Source organism: Pseudoalteromonas sp. C8, assembly GCF_011378685.1.
In the GTDB taxonomy this organism is placed as follows: Bacteria; Pseudomonadota; Gammaproteobacteria; order Enterobacterales; family Alteromonadaceae; genus Pseudoalteromonas; species Pseudoalteromonas arctica.
Map to the genome: position 1 here is coordinate 56648 of NZ_WTKT01000018.1, position 14080 is coordinate 70727.

Annotated in this window: 18 protein-coding genes; 7 read left to right on the top strand and 11 right to left on the bottom strand. The window is 39.3% G+C overall.

All coding sequences use genetic code 11. The features are described 5' to 3' along the window. The first annotated feature begins 155 nt into the window (after nt 1-155). Both GQR39_RS15975 and GQR39_RS15980 read left to right on the top strand, forming a co-directional pair. A complete protein-coding gene (locus tag GQR39_RS15975) occupies nt 156-551 on the top strand; it encodes a hypothetical protein (RefSeq protein WP_010554359.1) in 396 nt (131 codons plus the stop codon). 1 nt (nt 552) lies between these two features. After that, nucleotides 553-1053, top strand: a complete 501-nt coding sequence (locus GQR39_RS15980; protein ID WP_165736113.1) for a prolyl-tRNA synthetase associated domain-containing protein — start codon at nt 553-555, stop codon at nt 1051-1053. Here the strand turns inward: GQR39_RS15980 and GQR39_RS15985 are convergent. Beyond that, nucleotides 1020-2168 carry an MFS transporter gene (locus GQR39_RS15985; RefSeq protein ID WP_165736114.1) on the bottom strand — a complete coding sequence of 383 codons (1149 nt, stop codon included), beginning with the start codon at nt 2166-2168 and terminating at the stop codon, nt 1020-1022. The two genes, GQR39_RS15980 and GQR39_RS15985, sit on opposite strands and share 34 nt — an antisense overlap. Before the next feature lie 198 nt (nt 2169-2366). On the opposite strand from GQR39_RS15985, the gene GQR39_RS15990 reads away from it, so the two are divergent. The 4 genes from GQR39_RS15990 to GQR39_RS16005 all read left to right on the top strand — a co-directional run bounded on the left by GQR39_RS15990 (nt 2367) and on the right by GQR39_RS16005 (nt 5548). Further along, the gene (locus GQR39_RS15990) at nt 2367-2906 is read left to right on the top strand and encodes a DUF2058 domain-containing protein (RefSeq protein WP_165736115.1); all 540 of its coding nucleotides are present in this window, start codon (nt 2367-2369) and stop codon (nt 2904-2906) included. A 183-nt stretch (nt 2907-3089) separates the two neighbouring features. Further along, nucleotides 3090-3413 (top strand): c-type cytochrome, encoded by a 324-nt coding sequence (locus GQR39_RS15995; protein WP_002957866.1) that lies wholly within the window; start codon nt 3090-3092, stop codon nt 3411-3413. A 165-nt stretch (nt 3414-3578) separates the two neighbouring features. Further along, nucleotides 3579-4346, top strand: a complete 768-nt coding sequence (locus tag GQR39_RS16000; protein ID WP_165736116.1) for a class II aldolase/adducin family protein — start codon at nt 3579-3581, stop codon at nt 4344-4346. A gap of 26 nt (nt 4347-4372) precedes the next feature. Beyond that, nucleotides 4373-5548 (top strand): mandelate racemase/muconate lactonizing enzyme family protein, encoded by a 1176-nt coding sequence (locus tag GQR39_RS16005; protein ID WP_007375956.1) that lies wholly within the window; start codon nt 4373-4375, stop codon nt 5546-5548. A gap of 94 nt (nt 5549-5642) precedes the next feature. Here GQR39_RS16005 and GQR39_RS16010 read toward each other — a convergent pair whose 3' ends face one another. The 8 genes from GQR39_RS16010 to GQR39_RS16045 all read right to left on the bottom strand — a co-directional run bounded on the left by GQR39_RS16010 (nt 5643) and on the right by GQR39_RS16045 (nt 11379). After that, nucleotides 5643-6014: a hypothetical protein gene (locus GQR39_RS16010; RefSeq protein ID WP_165736117.1), complete on the bottom strand. Its 372-nt coding sequence runs from the start codon at nt 6012-6014 to the stop codon at nt 5643-5645. A gap of 49 nt (nt 6015-6063) precedes the next feature. After that, entirely contained in the window at nt 6064-6903 is an 840-nt protein-coding gene (locus GQR39_RS16015) for an amidohydrolase family protein (protein WP_165736118.1), read from the bottom strand. Nucleotides 6904-6927: 24 nt separating this feature from the next. Continuing rightward, complete coding sequence (locus GQR39_RS16020; protein WP_165736119.1) at nt 6928-7656, bottom strand: SDR family oxidoreductase; 729 nt, start codon at nt 7654-7656, stop codon at nt 6928-6930. 21 nt (nt 7657-7677) lie between these two features. Then, the gene (locus GQR39_RS16025; protein ID WP_007586440.1) at nt 7678-8166 is read right to left on the bottom strand and encodes a peptidylprolyl isomerase; all 489 of its coding nucleotides are present in this window, start codon (nt 8164-8166) and stop codon (nt 7678-7680) included. A gap of 66 nt (nt 8167-8232) precedes the next feature. After that, nucleotides 8233-9702 carry a LysM peptidoglycan-binding domain-containing protein gene (locus tag GQR39_RS16030; RefSeq protein ID WP_101164327.1) on the bottom strand — a complete coding sequence of 490 codons (1470 nt, stop codon included), beginning with the start codon at nt 9700-9702 and terminating at the stop codon, nt 8233-8235. 55 nt (nt 9703-9757) lie between these two features. Further along, nucleotides 9758-10780: an MBL fold metallo-hydrolase gene (locus tag GQR39_RS16035; protein ID WP_165736120.1), complete on the bottom strand. Its 1023-nt coding sequence runs from the start codon at nt 10778-10780 to the stop codon at nt 9758-9760. Nucleotides 10781-10843: 63 nt separating this feature from the next. After that, the gene (locus GQR39_RS16040; RefSeq protein ID WP_007586447.1) at nt 10844-11149 is read right to left on the bottom strand and encodes a cell division protein ZapA; all 306 of its coding nucleotides are present in this window, start codon (nt 11147-11149) and stop codon (nt 10844-10846) included. Next, the gene (locus tag GQR39_RS16045) at nt 11149-11379 is read right to left on the bottom strand and encodes a hypothetical protein (protein WP_007586448.1); all 231 of its coding nucleotides are present in this window, start codon (nt 11377-11379) and stop codon (nt 11149-11151) included. Before GQR39_RS16045 ends, GQR39_RS16040 begins: the two co-directional genes overlap by 1 nt. 238 nt (nt 11380-11617) lie before the next feature. Between GQR39_RS16045 and rlmJ the strand changes: the two genes are divergently transcribed. Continuing rightward, complete coding sequence (gene rlmJ, locus GQR39_RS16050) at nt 11618-12457, top strand: 23S rRNA (adenine(2030)-N(6))-methyltransferase RlmJ (protein WP_024607886.1); 840 nt, start codon at nt 11618-11620, stop codon at nt 12455-12457. A 107-nt stretch (nt 12458-12564) separates the two neighbouring features. Here rlmJ and GQR39_RS16055 read toward each other — a convergent pair whose 3' ends face one another. Together GQR39_RS16055 and GQR39_RS16060 are read right to left on the bottom strand one after the other, a co-directional pair. Further along, the gene (locus tag GQR39_RS16055) at nt 12565-13383 is read right to left on the bottom strand and encodes an META domain-containing protein (RefSeq protein WP_101164326.1); all 819 of its coding nucleotides are present in this window, start codon (nt 13381-13383) and stop codon (nt 12565-12567) included. A gap of 121 nt (nt 13384-13504) precedes the next feature. Further along, nucleotides 13505-14071 (bottom strand): PhnA domain-containing protein, encoded by a 567-nt coding sequence (locus GQR39_RS16060; protein WP_007586451.1) that lies wholly within the window; start codon nt 14069-14071, stop codon nt 13505-13507. Between the last annotated feature and the right edge of the window lie 9 nt (nt 14072-14080).

A 14080-nucleotide genomic window follows, 5' to 3' on the forward strand; every position in this document is an offset into this window, starting at 1 on the left:
TTACATATAATGTAACTGCTTGACTGCTGAGTTCCAAGCGGGACGAACTTTAAGTTTTTTTATAAATTTGGTCAAGTATTTTTTCGTAAATTTTCACTGTTTACGTCAATTTTTGTTAGACTCGGCTTAATTCAAAACTAAAACGATAAAAAACAATGAAAAAATGTGTTCTAGCGCTTATGGTTTTACTCGCTGGCTGTGCCTCAAATGATGAGCCGCCTTTTGAAATAAATAATAAACAGTTTCACGAAAAGCAAGATGAGCAAGGCAATAAGCTTTTTGCTTATGTTGTTTCGGTAAAAGCTAAGCATCGTGAAAACTTTAACCTAGACCGTGGTCCTAACAATAGACCAAGCCGTGGTGAGGTTAAGCAGTATATAGAGAAAGAGCATTTTGAAGAGTCGAGCATTCTAAAGTTACAGCTAGAAGATCAAGCAGTTGAATTATTAAATCAAGAGCTAAAAGAGCGTGAGTATTGCGATAACAAACATGAAGTTAATGATGTTTTATGGCGAGATTTGAGCGTACAGCTAAGAGGACGTTGTTTGTAATATGTTGGCTGATAAAACGAAGTTAGCAGAGCTTTTAGTGCGCCTAGATATTACTTACGATGCAATAGAACATCGGCCGCTACATACTAGCTTAGCGGCTGATGAGTTTATGATTGAGCGCCCAGGTACTCGTCTTAAAAACCTATTTTTACGCGATAACGAAGGCAAGCGACACTTTTTAGTTATTACAGCGCACAATAAGCAACTCGATTTAAAGGCACTATCAAAGCAACAAGGGCTTTCGCGTTTAGGGTTTGCATCGAGTGAACGCTTAGCAACGTATTTAAAAGTGGTTCCTGGGTGTGTATCTATGTTGGCTCTTTTAAATGATAAGCAAAACGAAGTGAGCTTATGGGTCGATCAAGATATTTGGGGTGGTGATTTGTTTCATTGTCATCCGTTTGAAAACACCCAAACATGGTTGCTTAGTAAAGCTGATTTAGAAACATTTTTTAATCACACAAAGCATCAACCGCGCGTTGTATTTTTACCCTCAAAATAAGCCCACATAATTAACGATAAACCGCATAAGCAAACCGCGAGCAGCGTAAACATAAACGCTGTTTGCCCATGATGTTGGTATACCACACCGGGTAATAACGACCCCAATGCCCCACCACTGTAATAAAACGATACATATCCGCCATTGGTTACACTTGGCGGGGCTTTACTTATTTTATTAACGAGCGGTGCGGCAGTTGAATGAATCACAAACATAGCACCACAAAACAAAGTAAATGCGATTAAAAATAAGCTAAGCTGGTGGCTCATTAATAAAACAATACTCACACTATAAAAACTAAATACCGCAGTTAATAAATGCCAAGGCGAAGGGACTTTTTTAAGCAACCAAGGTGCAGCAATAGAGGCGAGGGCACCAACTAAATAACCACTGTAAACTAAACCTATGTCACGAGTATTGGTAATTAAAAACGTGTTTTGTAATATAAACGGTAAGTAATTAAGTAATGCAGCAAAACAAAAAAACATACAAAAGACGGCGCCGTACACTTTAAGGATAGCGCCTTCTTTAAGTTGTTTAATGTAATCCAGAGGGGAGAGCTGCGACAGTGTAGCTGGGTTTGTAAAGCGAGAATGTTTGATTGTTAAAGCTAAAAAAATAAGCATAAAAGCAATTACGTAATAAAAGCTCTGCCAATTCCATAAGTCGCTAAACAAAGCTGCGAGCACACGACCAAAGTAACCACCAACTATACTGCTACCAATATATAGGGTCATATTTTTTTGAAGTGTATCAGCGCTATAGCTCATACCTATATAGCTAGTCATTGCTGTTAAAGCTGCGGGGAGCGTTAGACCTTGTAAAAATCTGACTAATAATAAAAGCTCAAAGCTAGGTACATAAATAAAAAGTAAGCAGCTAAGGCCTAAAAGCACCATTGCAATACGTAATATAAGTAATGGATTTATTTTTGCTAAAAATAAACCATAAACGAGCGGGGCAATGGCTAAGGGCAGCATAGTTGCAGTCATTAAGCTGCCAGCTACCGCAGGTGCTACATTAAATTCGCTCGCAAAAAGGCTAAGTAGGGGTTGCGGTGCATAAAGCACAAAAAATATAAATACCGAGCAAACGAGTAGATGAGGTAAACGCATTATATGGCTTGTGCATTTGCTGATTGGTTGCGTGGCATTGTATTAAAAATTGTTTTTAATTGATAATTAAAACCATGCTCTTTGCGCCATATCATGGTTTGTTTTAACTAGTTTGCTAGATTAATGTCGATAGCGCTGTTATTTGAACTCGTTGGTGATTAAAATAGCGATAATATTAGTTTTTAGTGGAACAAAGCCATGGGTTCATTACAAGACCAATTGCTTCAAGCAGGATTAACAACATCGCATAATGCTAAAGTTGCTAAATCAGAAAAGCGTAAGCAACAAAAAAAGCAAAAGAAAGGGGCTACTAGCAACCCAAGTGATCTGCAAAAGCATATTCAACAAACCAAGCTAGAGCAGCAAAAAAAAGCTGAAGAGCTTAACCAAACACGCCAAGTAAGCTTAAAGCAGCGCGAGCAAGAAGCGCGTGTTAAACAAATTTTAGAGCACCACAACCAAGACGCTATTCGTGGTGAGCGCACATTTAATTTTACTTATCAAAATAAAGTAAAAAATATCGACGTAAACGAGAAAACGCAAAAAGCGTTATCGGGCGGTCGTTTAGCTATTTGTGTACTAGAAGAGCAATTTTACGTATTAGACGACGAACCAGCACGCAAAGTGGCTGAAGTTGACGAAAAGTATATTGTTTTTCATGTAGAGCCAGAAAACAAACCAAAAGATGAAGATGACCCGTACGCAGACTTTGAAGTACCAGATGATATAGTGTGGTAATAGTCCATTAAGGGTAAGCTCATTTTTATTTGCTAAAGTATATAAAAGTGAGACAGAAACGAGTTAGCGGTTTTTGGTTAAGTTGATCGTCTAGCGTCGTTTCGTACGTATGCTTTTTATTTGATTGTTTACTACAATCAATAGAACAGTTTTTCTAACCGTCAAAAAAGAAGAGTAAATACAATGAGCAAGATGAAAACACTACTATTAGGCGCGGGTATTACTTTAGCCGCAAGCTTCTCGTTTAATGCAGCTGCTGCCGATGGCGCTGCACTTTATACCGCTAAAAATTGTCAAACTTGTCATGGCGCTGAAGGTAAAGCACCAATTATGGGTATGTACCCTAAACTAAACGGTCAAAACAAAGACTACTTAGTAGCGCAAATGAAAGACATCAAATCAGGTGCACGTAATAACGGTATGACCATGGCTATGAAAGCAATGGTTGCAACGGTAACTGATGAAGAGTTTGAAGCAATTGCAGATTACCTAGCTAACGTAAAATAATTTACGCAGCCATACCATTTTAATGCAATTGGTATTTTAGTTTTACAAACAGCCACACAATAGTGTGGCTGTTTTGTTTGGTGTTTGCTATAAAATAGAGACTGCTTTAGACTTCTAAACATCTGTTCGTACAGGTTAATAATGTACGTTTTTAAAAGGCTCATTATGTTTGATTTACCCCAACTCGATTTAAAAAATAAAGTATCAGCACAAGAGTGGCAACTTCGTATTGATTTAGCCGCGTGTTATAGACTGGTAGAGCACTTTCGTTGGGGGGATTTAATCTATACGCATTTATCAGCACGTTTGCCTGGCACCGACCACTACTTAGTGAATGCGTTTGGTTTAACCTTTGATGAAGTAACTGCCTCTAATTTAGTGAAGGTCGACTTAAACGGCAATATTATTGACGATACGCCATTTAGTATTAACCCAGCTGGTTTTACTATTCACAGTGCGATTCATGAGGTACGCGAAGACGCTCATTGTGTTATTCACCTTCATACTAAAGAAACAATCGCAGTCGCTACACAAAAAAATGGTTTATTACCGCTTAGCCAGTATTCAATGTTTTCACTGCCATCGCTTTCTTATCATGGCTACGAAGGGCTTGCAGTAAACAACGATGAGCGAAAAGTGCTGCAAGATGATTTGGGCAGCACTAACCATATGTTATTGGTAAATCATGGTGGCTTAACAGTAGGCCCAACGGTAGGCGATGCGTTTATGCGCTTTTATGATTTACAGCGAGCGTGTGAAATTCAATTAGCACTACAATCAAGCTCGCAAGAGGTGATTGAAGTACCGCAACCTATAATCGACAATATTTATAATCAAGCAAACGTAGTACACAGTGGCAGCACTGGCGGGCAACTTGCGTGGCCTGCGATGTTACGTAAAGCGTATCGACTTGACTCTAGTTTTGCAAAATAACCCATAGCGGTTAATAAGGAATTTTAATGAAAGTAAATCGCGTTGAAGTATTTGATATTCACTGTCCTGATAGACCTTCTTGGACACCTGTGTTTGTACGTATTCATACTGACGAAGGTATTAGTGGTGTTGGCGAAGCGGGCCTTGCATACGATTTAGGTCACAGTGCTGCAGCGGCTATGATTAAGGAAATGGCCGATGCCTTTTTAATCGGCCACGACCCGTTTCAAACAGAAAAACTATGGTCTCGTATGTTACGTGAGAGCTTTTGGGGCTTAGGTGGCGGACCTGTTGTTTATGCTGCAATGAGCGCAATTGATACCGCACTTTGGGATATAAAAGGTAAAGCGCTTGGTTTACCTGTATACCAGTTATTAGGCGGTAAGGTTAACGACAAACTACGCACTTACGCTTCGCAATTACAGTTTGACTGGGATAGCGAATTTAAAGCGCTAGTACAACCGCAAGAATATGCAGAAGCGGCTTTAAAGGCGATGGCCGAAGGTTACGATGCAGTAAAAGTAGACCCAATTCAGTACGATAAAGACGGCAATACTTATTATGACCGTACAAAAATAATCTCACGTACTGAAATGAAGTTATACCGTGCACGTATGCAAGCTATTCGCGAAGCGGTAGGTGACGAAGTAGATATTATTTTTGAATGCCACAGCTTACCTGGTGTGACAACAGCTATTCAGTTGGGTGAAATTGCAGAAGAATTTGACTGCATGTACTTTGAAGAGCCAGTTAACTATTTAAACCATTCATTACATGCAAAAGTAGCAGATAAAGTTAATGTGCCAATTGCTGGTGGTGAGCGTTTGTATAATCGCTGGGGTGTGCGCCCGTATTTAGAAGATCAAAGTATTGATGTACTACAGCCAGATATTGGTTTATGTGGTGGTTTTACCGAAACCAAAAAAGTGTGTGATTACGCTGATATTTTTGATGTGCGTATTCAAGCTCACGTATGTGGCGGGCCTGTTGCAACAGCAGCATCACTGCACTTAGAAACGGCTATCCCTAACTTTTTGATTCATGAGCACCATACTTATGCGATTAAAAAGTGGAACCGCGAGTTATGTTTACAAGACCCACAACCTAAAAATGGTTTCTTTGAAGTATCAGAAGAGCCTGGGTTAGGTATTGAATTAAACGATGAGATTGTTATGCGTTCTCAACGCGTAGAAATAAAATAATAGCCTTTTAACCTAACTTTAGGTTATGCATTAAAAAGCCGGTAAGTGATTAGTCACTTACCGGCTTTTACTTTTTTGGGGGAGGTAAAGCTTGTTATAACTCGTTGACTTTACATTCCACGTCTTTAAGTTCAATAGTTGCTTTGCTATCGAGATGGCGTATGTAGCACTGATTACCTTTAATCATCAATTCAAACTGATCGGGTGTATTGCGACTTTGCGTGTCGATAATATTATTACCATCCACATTGCTAAGGGTTACTGTGCTGCTGGTAGTAAATACATCATCAGCTAATTGAGTCTCTTGTATATGTACAAGTGTTTTAATTGCTTTGCTAACGGCTGTTTTATTTGGCTTTGCCAGTAGGGCATGTTGCAGCTTAGGTGTCGGGTCTGGGTTTTGAGATATGCAGCCATTGAGAAGAAGCGCTGAAAATACAACGATTAGTAAAAAGTACATTTTCATAAATTGGCCGTATTATCACAAAAAGAGAGTTTAATATAACTAGTTTTACTTACACTTGGTAGTAGTGCTTAGCGTTTGTATAGCTAAGGTTATGCCATGTCTTATCGTTTGAGCATAACGCCTTATGGCAGTGCCATAGATTGTTGTAGCTTGTATTTATTTGGCACACAGGGAAGTTGCTAGCAAACATAATACGCTGCTGGCCAAAGTGATTAAAAAGAAAACTAAAACACGCGGCTTGTTGCTCGCTGGTGAGTTGTAGTAATTCAAAACCAGAGAATTTAATTGCTATGTTGGCATGCTGAGCAAGTAACTCAACACCTTGTCGCCAATCATTTAAATTACTCGGCAACCCTGCATGATTAATTATAATTTGAAGTTGCGGTAGCTGCTTAGCGTAGTAAGTTATTTGTTTGGTTATTTCGCTATTTTCAATATCAAACTGAGCTTCAAAATGCAGTCGGGTATCTGATAACGTTGTTAGGTTTTTAAAGCTATTAGCATCTAATAAACGCTTTGCGTCAGTACCTTCGGTTATATCTCTAATGCCACACAAACTCAGATGGGCTAAAGCTTCTAACGAGTTTATAAACTCATCAGCCGATGAGTCAATTTGGTTGTAGCTAATGGCTTTAAATGGAATACCTTTTAAATGCGAGTCTAGCCAGTTTAGCTCGTTAATAGGGGAGGTGTTATCGAATCCGGCTTCTATATGAACAAGCCCTACTAGCTCAAAGTCAGTACTTTTAACAAGTTGCTGTGCACTTACTGGTTGTTTAATTTTTTCTAGGTTAGGCCACGCTGGTGGGTTAGCACCTTGTAGCCATGAGTATTGACCTTCTACTAAATTAAAAAAGTGTACGTGTGGGTCAATAATTTTTAGGCTCATTGCACATTACTCATTGGGCGGTATTCATTGCGCTGTATAACCACCGTCAATGCTTTGTAGGCTGCCAGTAATAAAGCAGGCATCGTCGCTTGCTAAAAAGCTCACAAGAGCCGCGACTTCGTCGGCTTGACCTAATCGATTAAGCGGTTGCAGACTTGCTTCCTCGGCAACTATTTCAGCTTTGTTTGCGCCACTTTTTGCACAGTACGCATCTATCGCGTTATGAAATAGCGGGGTTTCTATTGTGCCAGGGCATACCGCATTTGCTCTAATATTAAAACTCGCGTAATCAAGCGCTGTTGTTTTAGCCATTGAGGCAAGGGCATGTTTTGTTAGGTTATACGCAAAAGAGTTTTGCTTACCTATAATTGCCTGATCGGAAGCGACTAATATAATAGCGCCGCCATTTTGCGCTTTCATGCTTGGCAATACGCTTTGTATTGCGGCATAAGCGCCTTTAACATTAAGCGCAAAAAGTGCATCGAGAGTTTGCTCGTCGGTGCTTTCTATATTTGCGCTTAAGTGTTTTCCAGCATTAGAAACAAGTACATCAATACGTTTGCTTTGTTTACAGATAGCGTTGATACAGCTTTGTACCGCCGATACATCACTTACATCACACTGATGAAATATACCTATTTCGCTCAGCTCTATATCAAGGTTATGTACTTCATAGCCGTTGTTTAGCAAACGCTTAGCTACGGCTAAGCCAATACCTTTTGTACCACCTGTAACAACTGCAACTTTAGACATACTTACTTCCTTTATTGCTAACTAGTGAGAGTGACCACAGCCGCCTTCAGCGTGCACGTGTCCGTGAGAAACTTCTTCACTTGTTGCTTCACGTACCGATATAACTTCAACGTCAAACGTTAGCGTTTTACCAGCAAATGGGTGGTTTAAATCACAATCTGCGTTAAAACGACCAACCTTAACAATAGTAACCTGATGACGACCTTGGTTAGAGCTAACCATTGCTGTCATACCTGGTTTCCATACTTTAACATCACCTTGTAGATGCTTAAGCGGAATACGTTGAATTAAGTCATCAACACGCTCGCCGTATGATTCACTTGGCTCTAGAGTTACACTAAATTTTTCGCCAGCTTCTTTGCCTTCAAGTGCTTTTTCTAAACCAGGAAGCATGCCTTCGCTGCCATGAATGTAAGTAAGTGGCGCTTCGTTTGTGCTACTTTCAATTTGCTCGCCCGCTTCGCTAAGGGTGTAATGAAATTCAACTGCTGAATTTTTGCTAATTTGCATGCTTGTCTCTTCAAATAATAACTATGTTAGGGCGCAATTTTACGCGAAATATACTTGTTTATAAACTTAACGTGGCTGATTTAGTGTTTTTTGTAAATTTAGCAGAAAATCTTTTTTTGTTGGGGCTGCTTTTTGCTTTTCAGCCTGTGGTATAAACAGTACTAATTGAGTACCTGGCTTTAAAATGCTCGATGCAGATAACTTATTCCATTTTGCCAAGTCGCTATGAGGTACATCGTAAAGCTGACTTATACTCCAAAGGCTATCGCCCGACTTAACTTCGTAATCTATTTCAATGGTGGGAATCGCAATCTCTTGGTGTTCTAAATAAGGGCTGATTTTGTAATCAACAGTTAATGTGCTTGGCAGGGTTTTAGGTTGTCCAACTAATAACTTTTCTCCAACGCCTATTAAATTATTATTTTTGTTATTAAGTTGTTTTAAAGCTTTTACCGACATACTAAAACGTCTAGCAATACCGTAAAGCGTGTCGTTTTGTTTAACGATGTACTCTCCAGCAAAGTTTGATTTAAAAAATTGACTTTTTAATAGAGCCTCTTGCCCTATAGGAAGCAGTAAAGTATGCGGCCCGTTAGGTGAGCTTTGATTTTTTAAATATCCCTGATTAATTGCGTGTAACTGCTTTGAACCTATACCAGAGAGCTTGGCGATGACTGAAAAGTCGAACTGCTGGCCTATATTCATCTGTGTTGTAAATGGCTTATATGCAAGCTTTGGGCGTTTAATGCCCTTTTGTGGGTGCTTAACTAAATAGCTTAAAGCGAGTAACTTGGGGACATAGTCAGCAGTTTCTTTTGGCAGACTGAGTGACCAGTAATCGGTGCTTTTACCGCGTTTTTTGTTTTTTTCGATTGCGCGTTTAACACGGCCCTCACCACTGTTATAAGCAGCCAAAGCATGTAGCCAATTACCATCAAAGCGTTTATGTAAGTAGCTTAAGTAATCAAGTGCAGCATCGGTTGAAGCAAGTACGTCTTGGCGACCGTCGTACCATTGGTCTGACTTAACTCCAAAGTGATGCGCTGTTGCGCCAACTAACTGCCAAACACCAACAGCTTGCTGTGATGAGGCTATCGTTGGTCTAAAATCGCTTTCTACAAATGGTAGTAAAGCGAGCTCCATAGGCAATTGCTTTTGCTCAATTTTTTTTACGATATGATACAGGTAAGGCGCTGCGCGTTTGCTCACAGTTTGTAAGTAGTTAGGTTGCTTTGCGTACCAGCTGATACGCTTTTTTAACGCGCGATTTTGATAAACCGTAAAGTGTAGATTGTTGGCTATATGCACCCACAGATCAGTGGTTTTTGGTGGGCGCTTTTTTACGATTGTTTTTTTGAATTGAAGTGGTGTAACGTGCTCACTAACTTGGGGCGTTTGAGCTACTTCATCATCAATATCATAAGTATAGTCAGGCTCAAAATGAGTAAATATTTGTGGAGCCTCTTGTGGTTCTTGCTCCGTTGATTGACAACCAAATAACAAAATACCCAAACAACATAAAACCAAACTGCGCATAGTGATCACTTTTGTAAATTCCTTTTATTATTTTAACACAATCCGTTGTGTTGAGTTATTCTGCGCTTTTTGCGCGATTTAGGCCAGCTTGTAAAAAGAAGTTACTCGATTTTATATTAAGCGCTTCTTGTTTATAAGGCTCAATAACTGATTCAGGAAACGATAGCATTAACTGCTCAATACTTTGATCTTTATTGTTTTTAACGTGCTCTATTATGGCTGTTAAAAATGATAGAGGCTGTTTCAGCTGCTCTTTTGTTAATGTGCCGCCGTGCCCAGGTAAAATAATAGTGAGCTTTTCGTCGTTAATATATTGCTTAAGCAACGTTTGCCAACTTTTAAGTTCACCGTGTCCAGGGTAAGGAAGCCAGTCAACGATATCGCCACCAATCAGCACACTGCCATCATTAGTAGTAATAGTTAAATCGCCGTTAGTATGGGCTTGTTGCGGCTCAAGCGTTACCTCAAAATCACCAAGGTCGATAACTTTACGACTATCAATTACTATTTCTGGTTTGCTAAGCTGATACTCCTGCCAGCGAAAAAGTCGTTTTTTTGCAAGCTCTAACTTATTTCGCCATTTAGCTTGCTCTTCTTTGGGCACATTCGCTAATCGTTGGTAGCTCAGCTCAATGCTCTTTTCATACGTGTCTAGTTTGTCGGTATATGCTGTTTGATAAAGGTTAAAATTTTTATTTACCTGCTGATGAACAATGAGCTTAGCATCAGGGTAAAAATTTTGCATAACCGCCATGCCCAGCAAGTGATCGTCATGGTAGTGGGTAGCCACTAAATAGCATAAGGGTGTTTTAAGGCGGTTCTTTAAATCTTCAGCAAGTTGTTCAACTGCAGCAAAATTGGCGCTCGTATCAACAAGTAGGGCACATTTCTCGCCTTCAATTAATACTTGGTTAGAGTCGTAAAAGCGAAGCTTGTCTTGTTGCTTTAAAAACTGAATATGAGGGTTTATTGTATTCCAAGTGACGGCAGCATAGGTGTTAGGTACTATTGATAATAAAGTGCATGCTAATAGTAAGTGCTTACATGAAGAGGCTATGTTTGAAAGTTTTAACTTCATTTATTATCTCTACGCTGATGTTTAATTACTTTAATAATAAACAAAAAGCGCAGTATGCGCTTTTTATTTTTGGTGTTTGGGGTCATTTGCCAAATGCTGACTGAGTTTATCAATCATTTGGTCTTGATGCTGTTGCTCAACTGTAGCCTGTGTTTTTGCTTCTAGCAATTCGTGGCTTAAGTTTAATGCTGCCATTAGTAGGGCTTTTTGATCGTTTCTAACGGTTGAGCGTTGCTTCATTTGCTCAACTAAGTCATTTAGATTTTTAGCTGCTGCTATTAATGCATCTTCCTGCCCTTCAGGGCAAGCAAATTGCTGCTCTTTACCTAGCAACTCAACAGTGACCCGCTGGTTTTGCAGCTCAGACATTAGCTAGCCTGTTGTGCGCTTTGTAACTTATCAAGAAGACCAGATAAAGTAGTGCTGGCATCTTTTTGCTTTTCTTCATTTTCTAAAGCTTCAAGTTGTAGCAATTCGTTGTCATCGCTTAGTTTAGTGTTCTGTTCTTTTAAAGTAACAACATCTGTTTGTAATTGGTTATTACGTTCGATTAAAGAATCGATCAGTTGTTCGAGTTGTTGAAGAGTAGTGTTATTCATAAAGGCGCTCATATAACTGTAATTAATGTCATGCAAATGTAAAGCAAAGTGTGTTGATTTGCCAGCATTTACGGTGGTTTTAGCTGATTTTTCTTTTGCGTTAAGGGATAATTCAGCATATGGGCTTTTTCATTCAGAAATGGTTCACTTAAACACTCTCTTATCTTGGTGTAAGTTGCCAAAGCCTAGTGCTTATGGTTCACTTACGATATTAAATTGCGTATGGCGAAAATAAATAATGCTTAGTTACAGACACTCATTTCATGCGGGTAATCCTGCCGATGTACTTAAACACTTAGTACTGGCACAAGTGCTAAATTATCAAACAATTAAAGATAAACCGCTTGATTATATAGACACACATTCAGGTGCTGGCTTTTTTGAACTTGCAGCTGCCGATGCGCAAAAAACGCAAGAGTATCAAGATGGTATTGAAAAACTTTGGCATCATAAAAGTGAGCATGCTGAGCTTAATGAATACATTGAATTAATTAAGTCATTTAACGACACTGACGAACTTGCGTTTTATCCAGGTTCACCAAAAATTGCAGAGCACTACTTACGCCGCCAAGATAAGGGTTGGTTTTTTGAACTGCACCCGCGCGATTTATTATTACTTGAAGAAAACATGCAAGGTAAGCGATCTATTCGTGTACGTGGAGAGGATGGTTTTGCAGGTTTAGTTGGTTTATTACCACCAGCATCTCGCAGAGCGTGTGTGTTAATTGACCCTCCATACGAAATTAAAGATGACTACGAAACGGTTGTAAAAACCTTAGTTAAAGCTTATCAGCGTTTTGCTACAGGTACTTACATGATTTGGTATCCGGTTGTTGATAGAGAACGCATTGATAATATGGAGCAGGGCTTAATTGATTCAGGAATGCGCAACATTCAGTTATTTGAATTAGGCACTGAAGCGGATACTGACGTACACGGTATGACAGCATCGGGCATGATTGTAATTAATCCTCCATGGAAGCTAAAGCAAACAATGGATGCAATAATGCCTGAGCTTGTTGGTTTGTTAAGTGAGCCAAGTGGTTTTTACCGAAGTGAACAACTCGTTGATGAGTAACTTTAAATAGCGCTTATAACGAATAATAAAATGCCCGGCTTTGCTGGGCATTTTATTTAAAATCAATACGAATGTGTTAGGTAATATTTATATAAGGGAGCTAAATATTAATTAAAATAAACCGCACTAAAAGTAGCAAGTGTATTACCGCGACTGTTTTTAAGTTTTAGTGATTCACCTGTTATTTCCCACTTTGAAGTTTTGCTAAGTACGTCAGACATAGCCGCTTCTTGGCTCATATTATCCGAGCACATCTTTTTTGTACTTGCTAGCTGACTAAGTGTAATTGTTTGCTGCTCGGTACTATAGCTTCCGCTAAAATTATTACAGCCTAAAAAGCCATTAACGCGGTGGTCTTTATTGAACTGAATGAATGGTTCTTTAGTTGTAACATTCACAGTTTGAGCATTTATTGTTATTGCTTTCCAGTAAGTATTTGTGAGTGTTACATCGGGTTTTTGAGTCGACACTTTTGAAAGCTCAATTTTATAGGGGGTAGTTAACTGTGATTCTGCAAACGGGTCATGATTTGTTGTACTTGTGTAAAGCACTTTGTCTTTATTTATAATTCTGGCGCTTAGGCTATAGCGATGTTTATCGCTAATTTTGCTGGCATCATAAATTAGCTCAACGGTAAATGGCGGGGCTTGGGTTACATCAATCACTTCTTGTGTGATTATATCGGCTTTTACATCCATTTTAGATACATTGGAAAGCGTAACTATTAATTGCGAGCCAGGGCGAAGCATACTGCGATCTTTGTAGCTAGCTTGGATAGTTAGGCTGGTTATTGCTTCTGCAATTTCTGTGTTTTCAGTCGATTTAGTTTGCTCACCGCAGCCAGTTACTGCAAAAGCGCTAAGCGCCAATAAGCCAATCCCTGCAACTGCCTTTTTACGCGAAGATACTGCTTGATGCTTTTCCATGTTGGTTATCCTTACTCAATATTATGTCCTTAGTGTATTACCTAGTTACTTAATCATTCCTTAACTTATTTTAAACATAAAAAAAGGCGCATTAGCGCCTTTAATAATTAAAAACAAACGATTATTTTTTAACAAACTTAGTTAAAATAACAATGCGCTGGCCGTCAACTCGCCCTTCAATATGTTCAGGGTTGCTGGTTAGGCCAATATTACGAACAGCTGTTCCACGTTTAGCGGTAAGGCTACTGCCTTTAACGTCTAAGTCTTTAATTAGGGTAACAGTATCGCCTGCTTGAAGTACTACACCGTTGCTATCTACATGCTTTAAATCGTCATCTTCGGCAAGTGCTTTTTTAGCCCAGGTTAGCGTGTCTTCTTCAAGGTAAATCATGTCTAGCGCATCTTGTGCCCAGCCATTATCAGGCGCTAAACGCGAAAGCATTCTGTAAGCTACAACTTGTACTGCAGGAGTTTGACTCCACATGCTATCGTTTAAACAGTGCCAATGTGTAGGCGTTATTTCGCTGTTATTCTCGATTTGATCTTTACATGTTTGACACGTGTAAATACATTTATCTGAGTGGGTTTCAGTTACCGGTGGTACTTCATAAACAGATAAGTTCTCGGTGGCTGCACACAATTCACATTGATTATTACTACGTTCGATTAAGGCTTTTTCAATACTCATGGGGCTCTT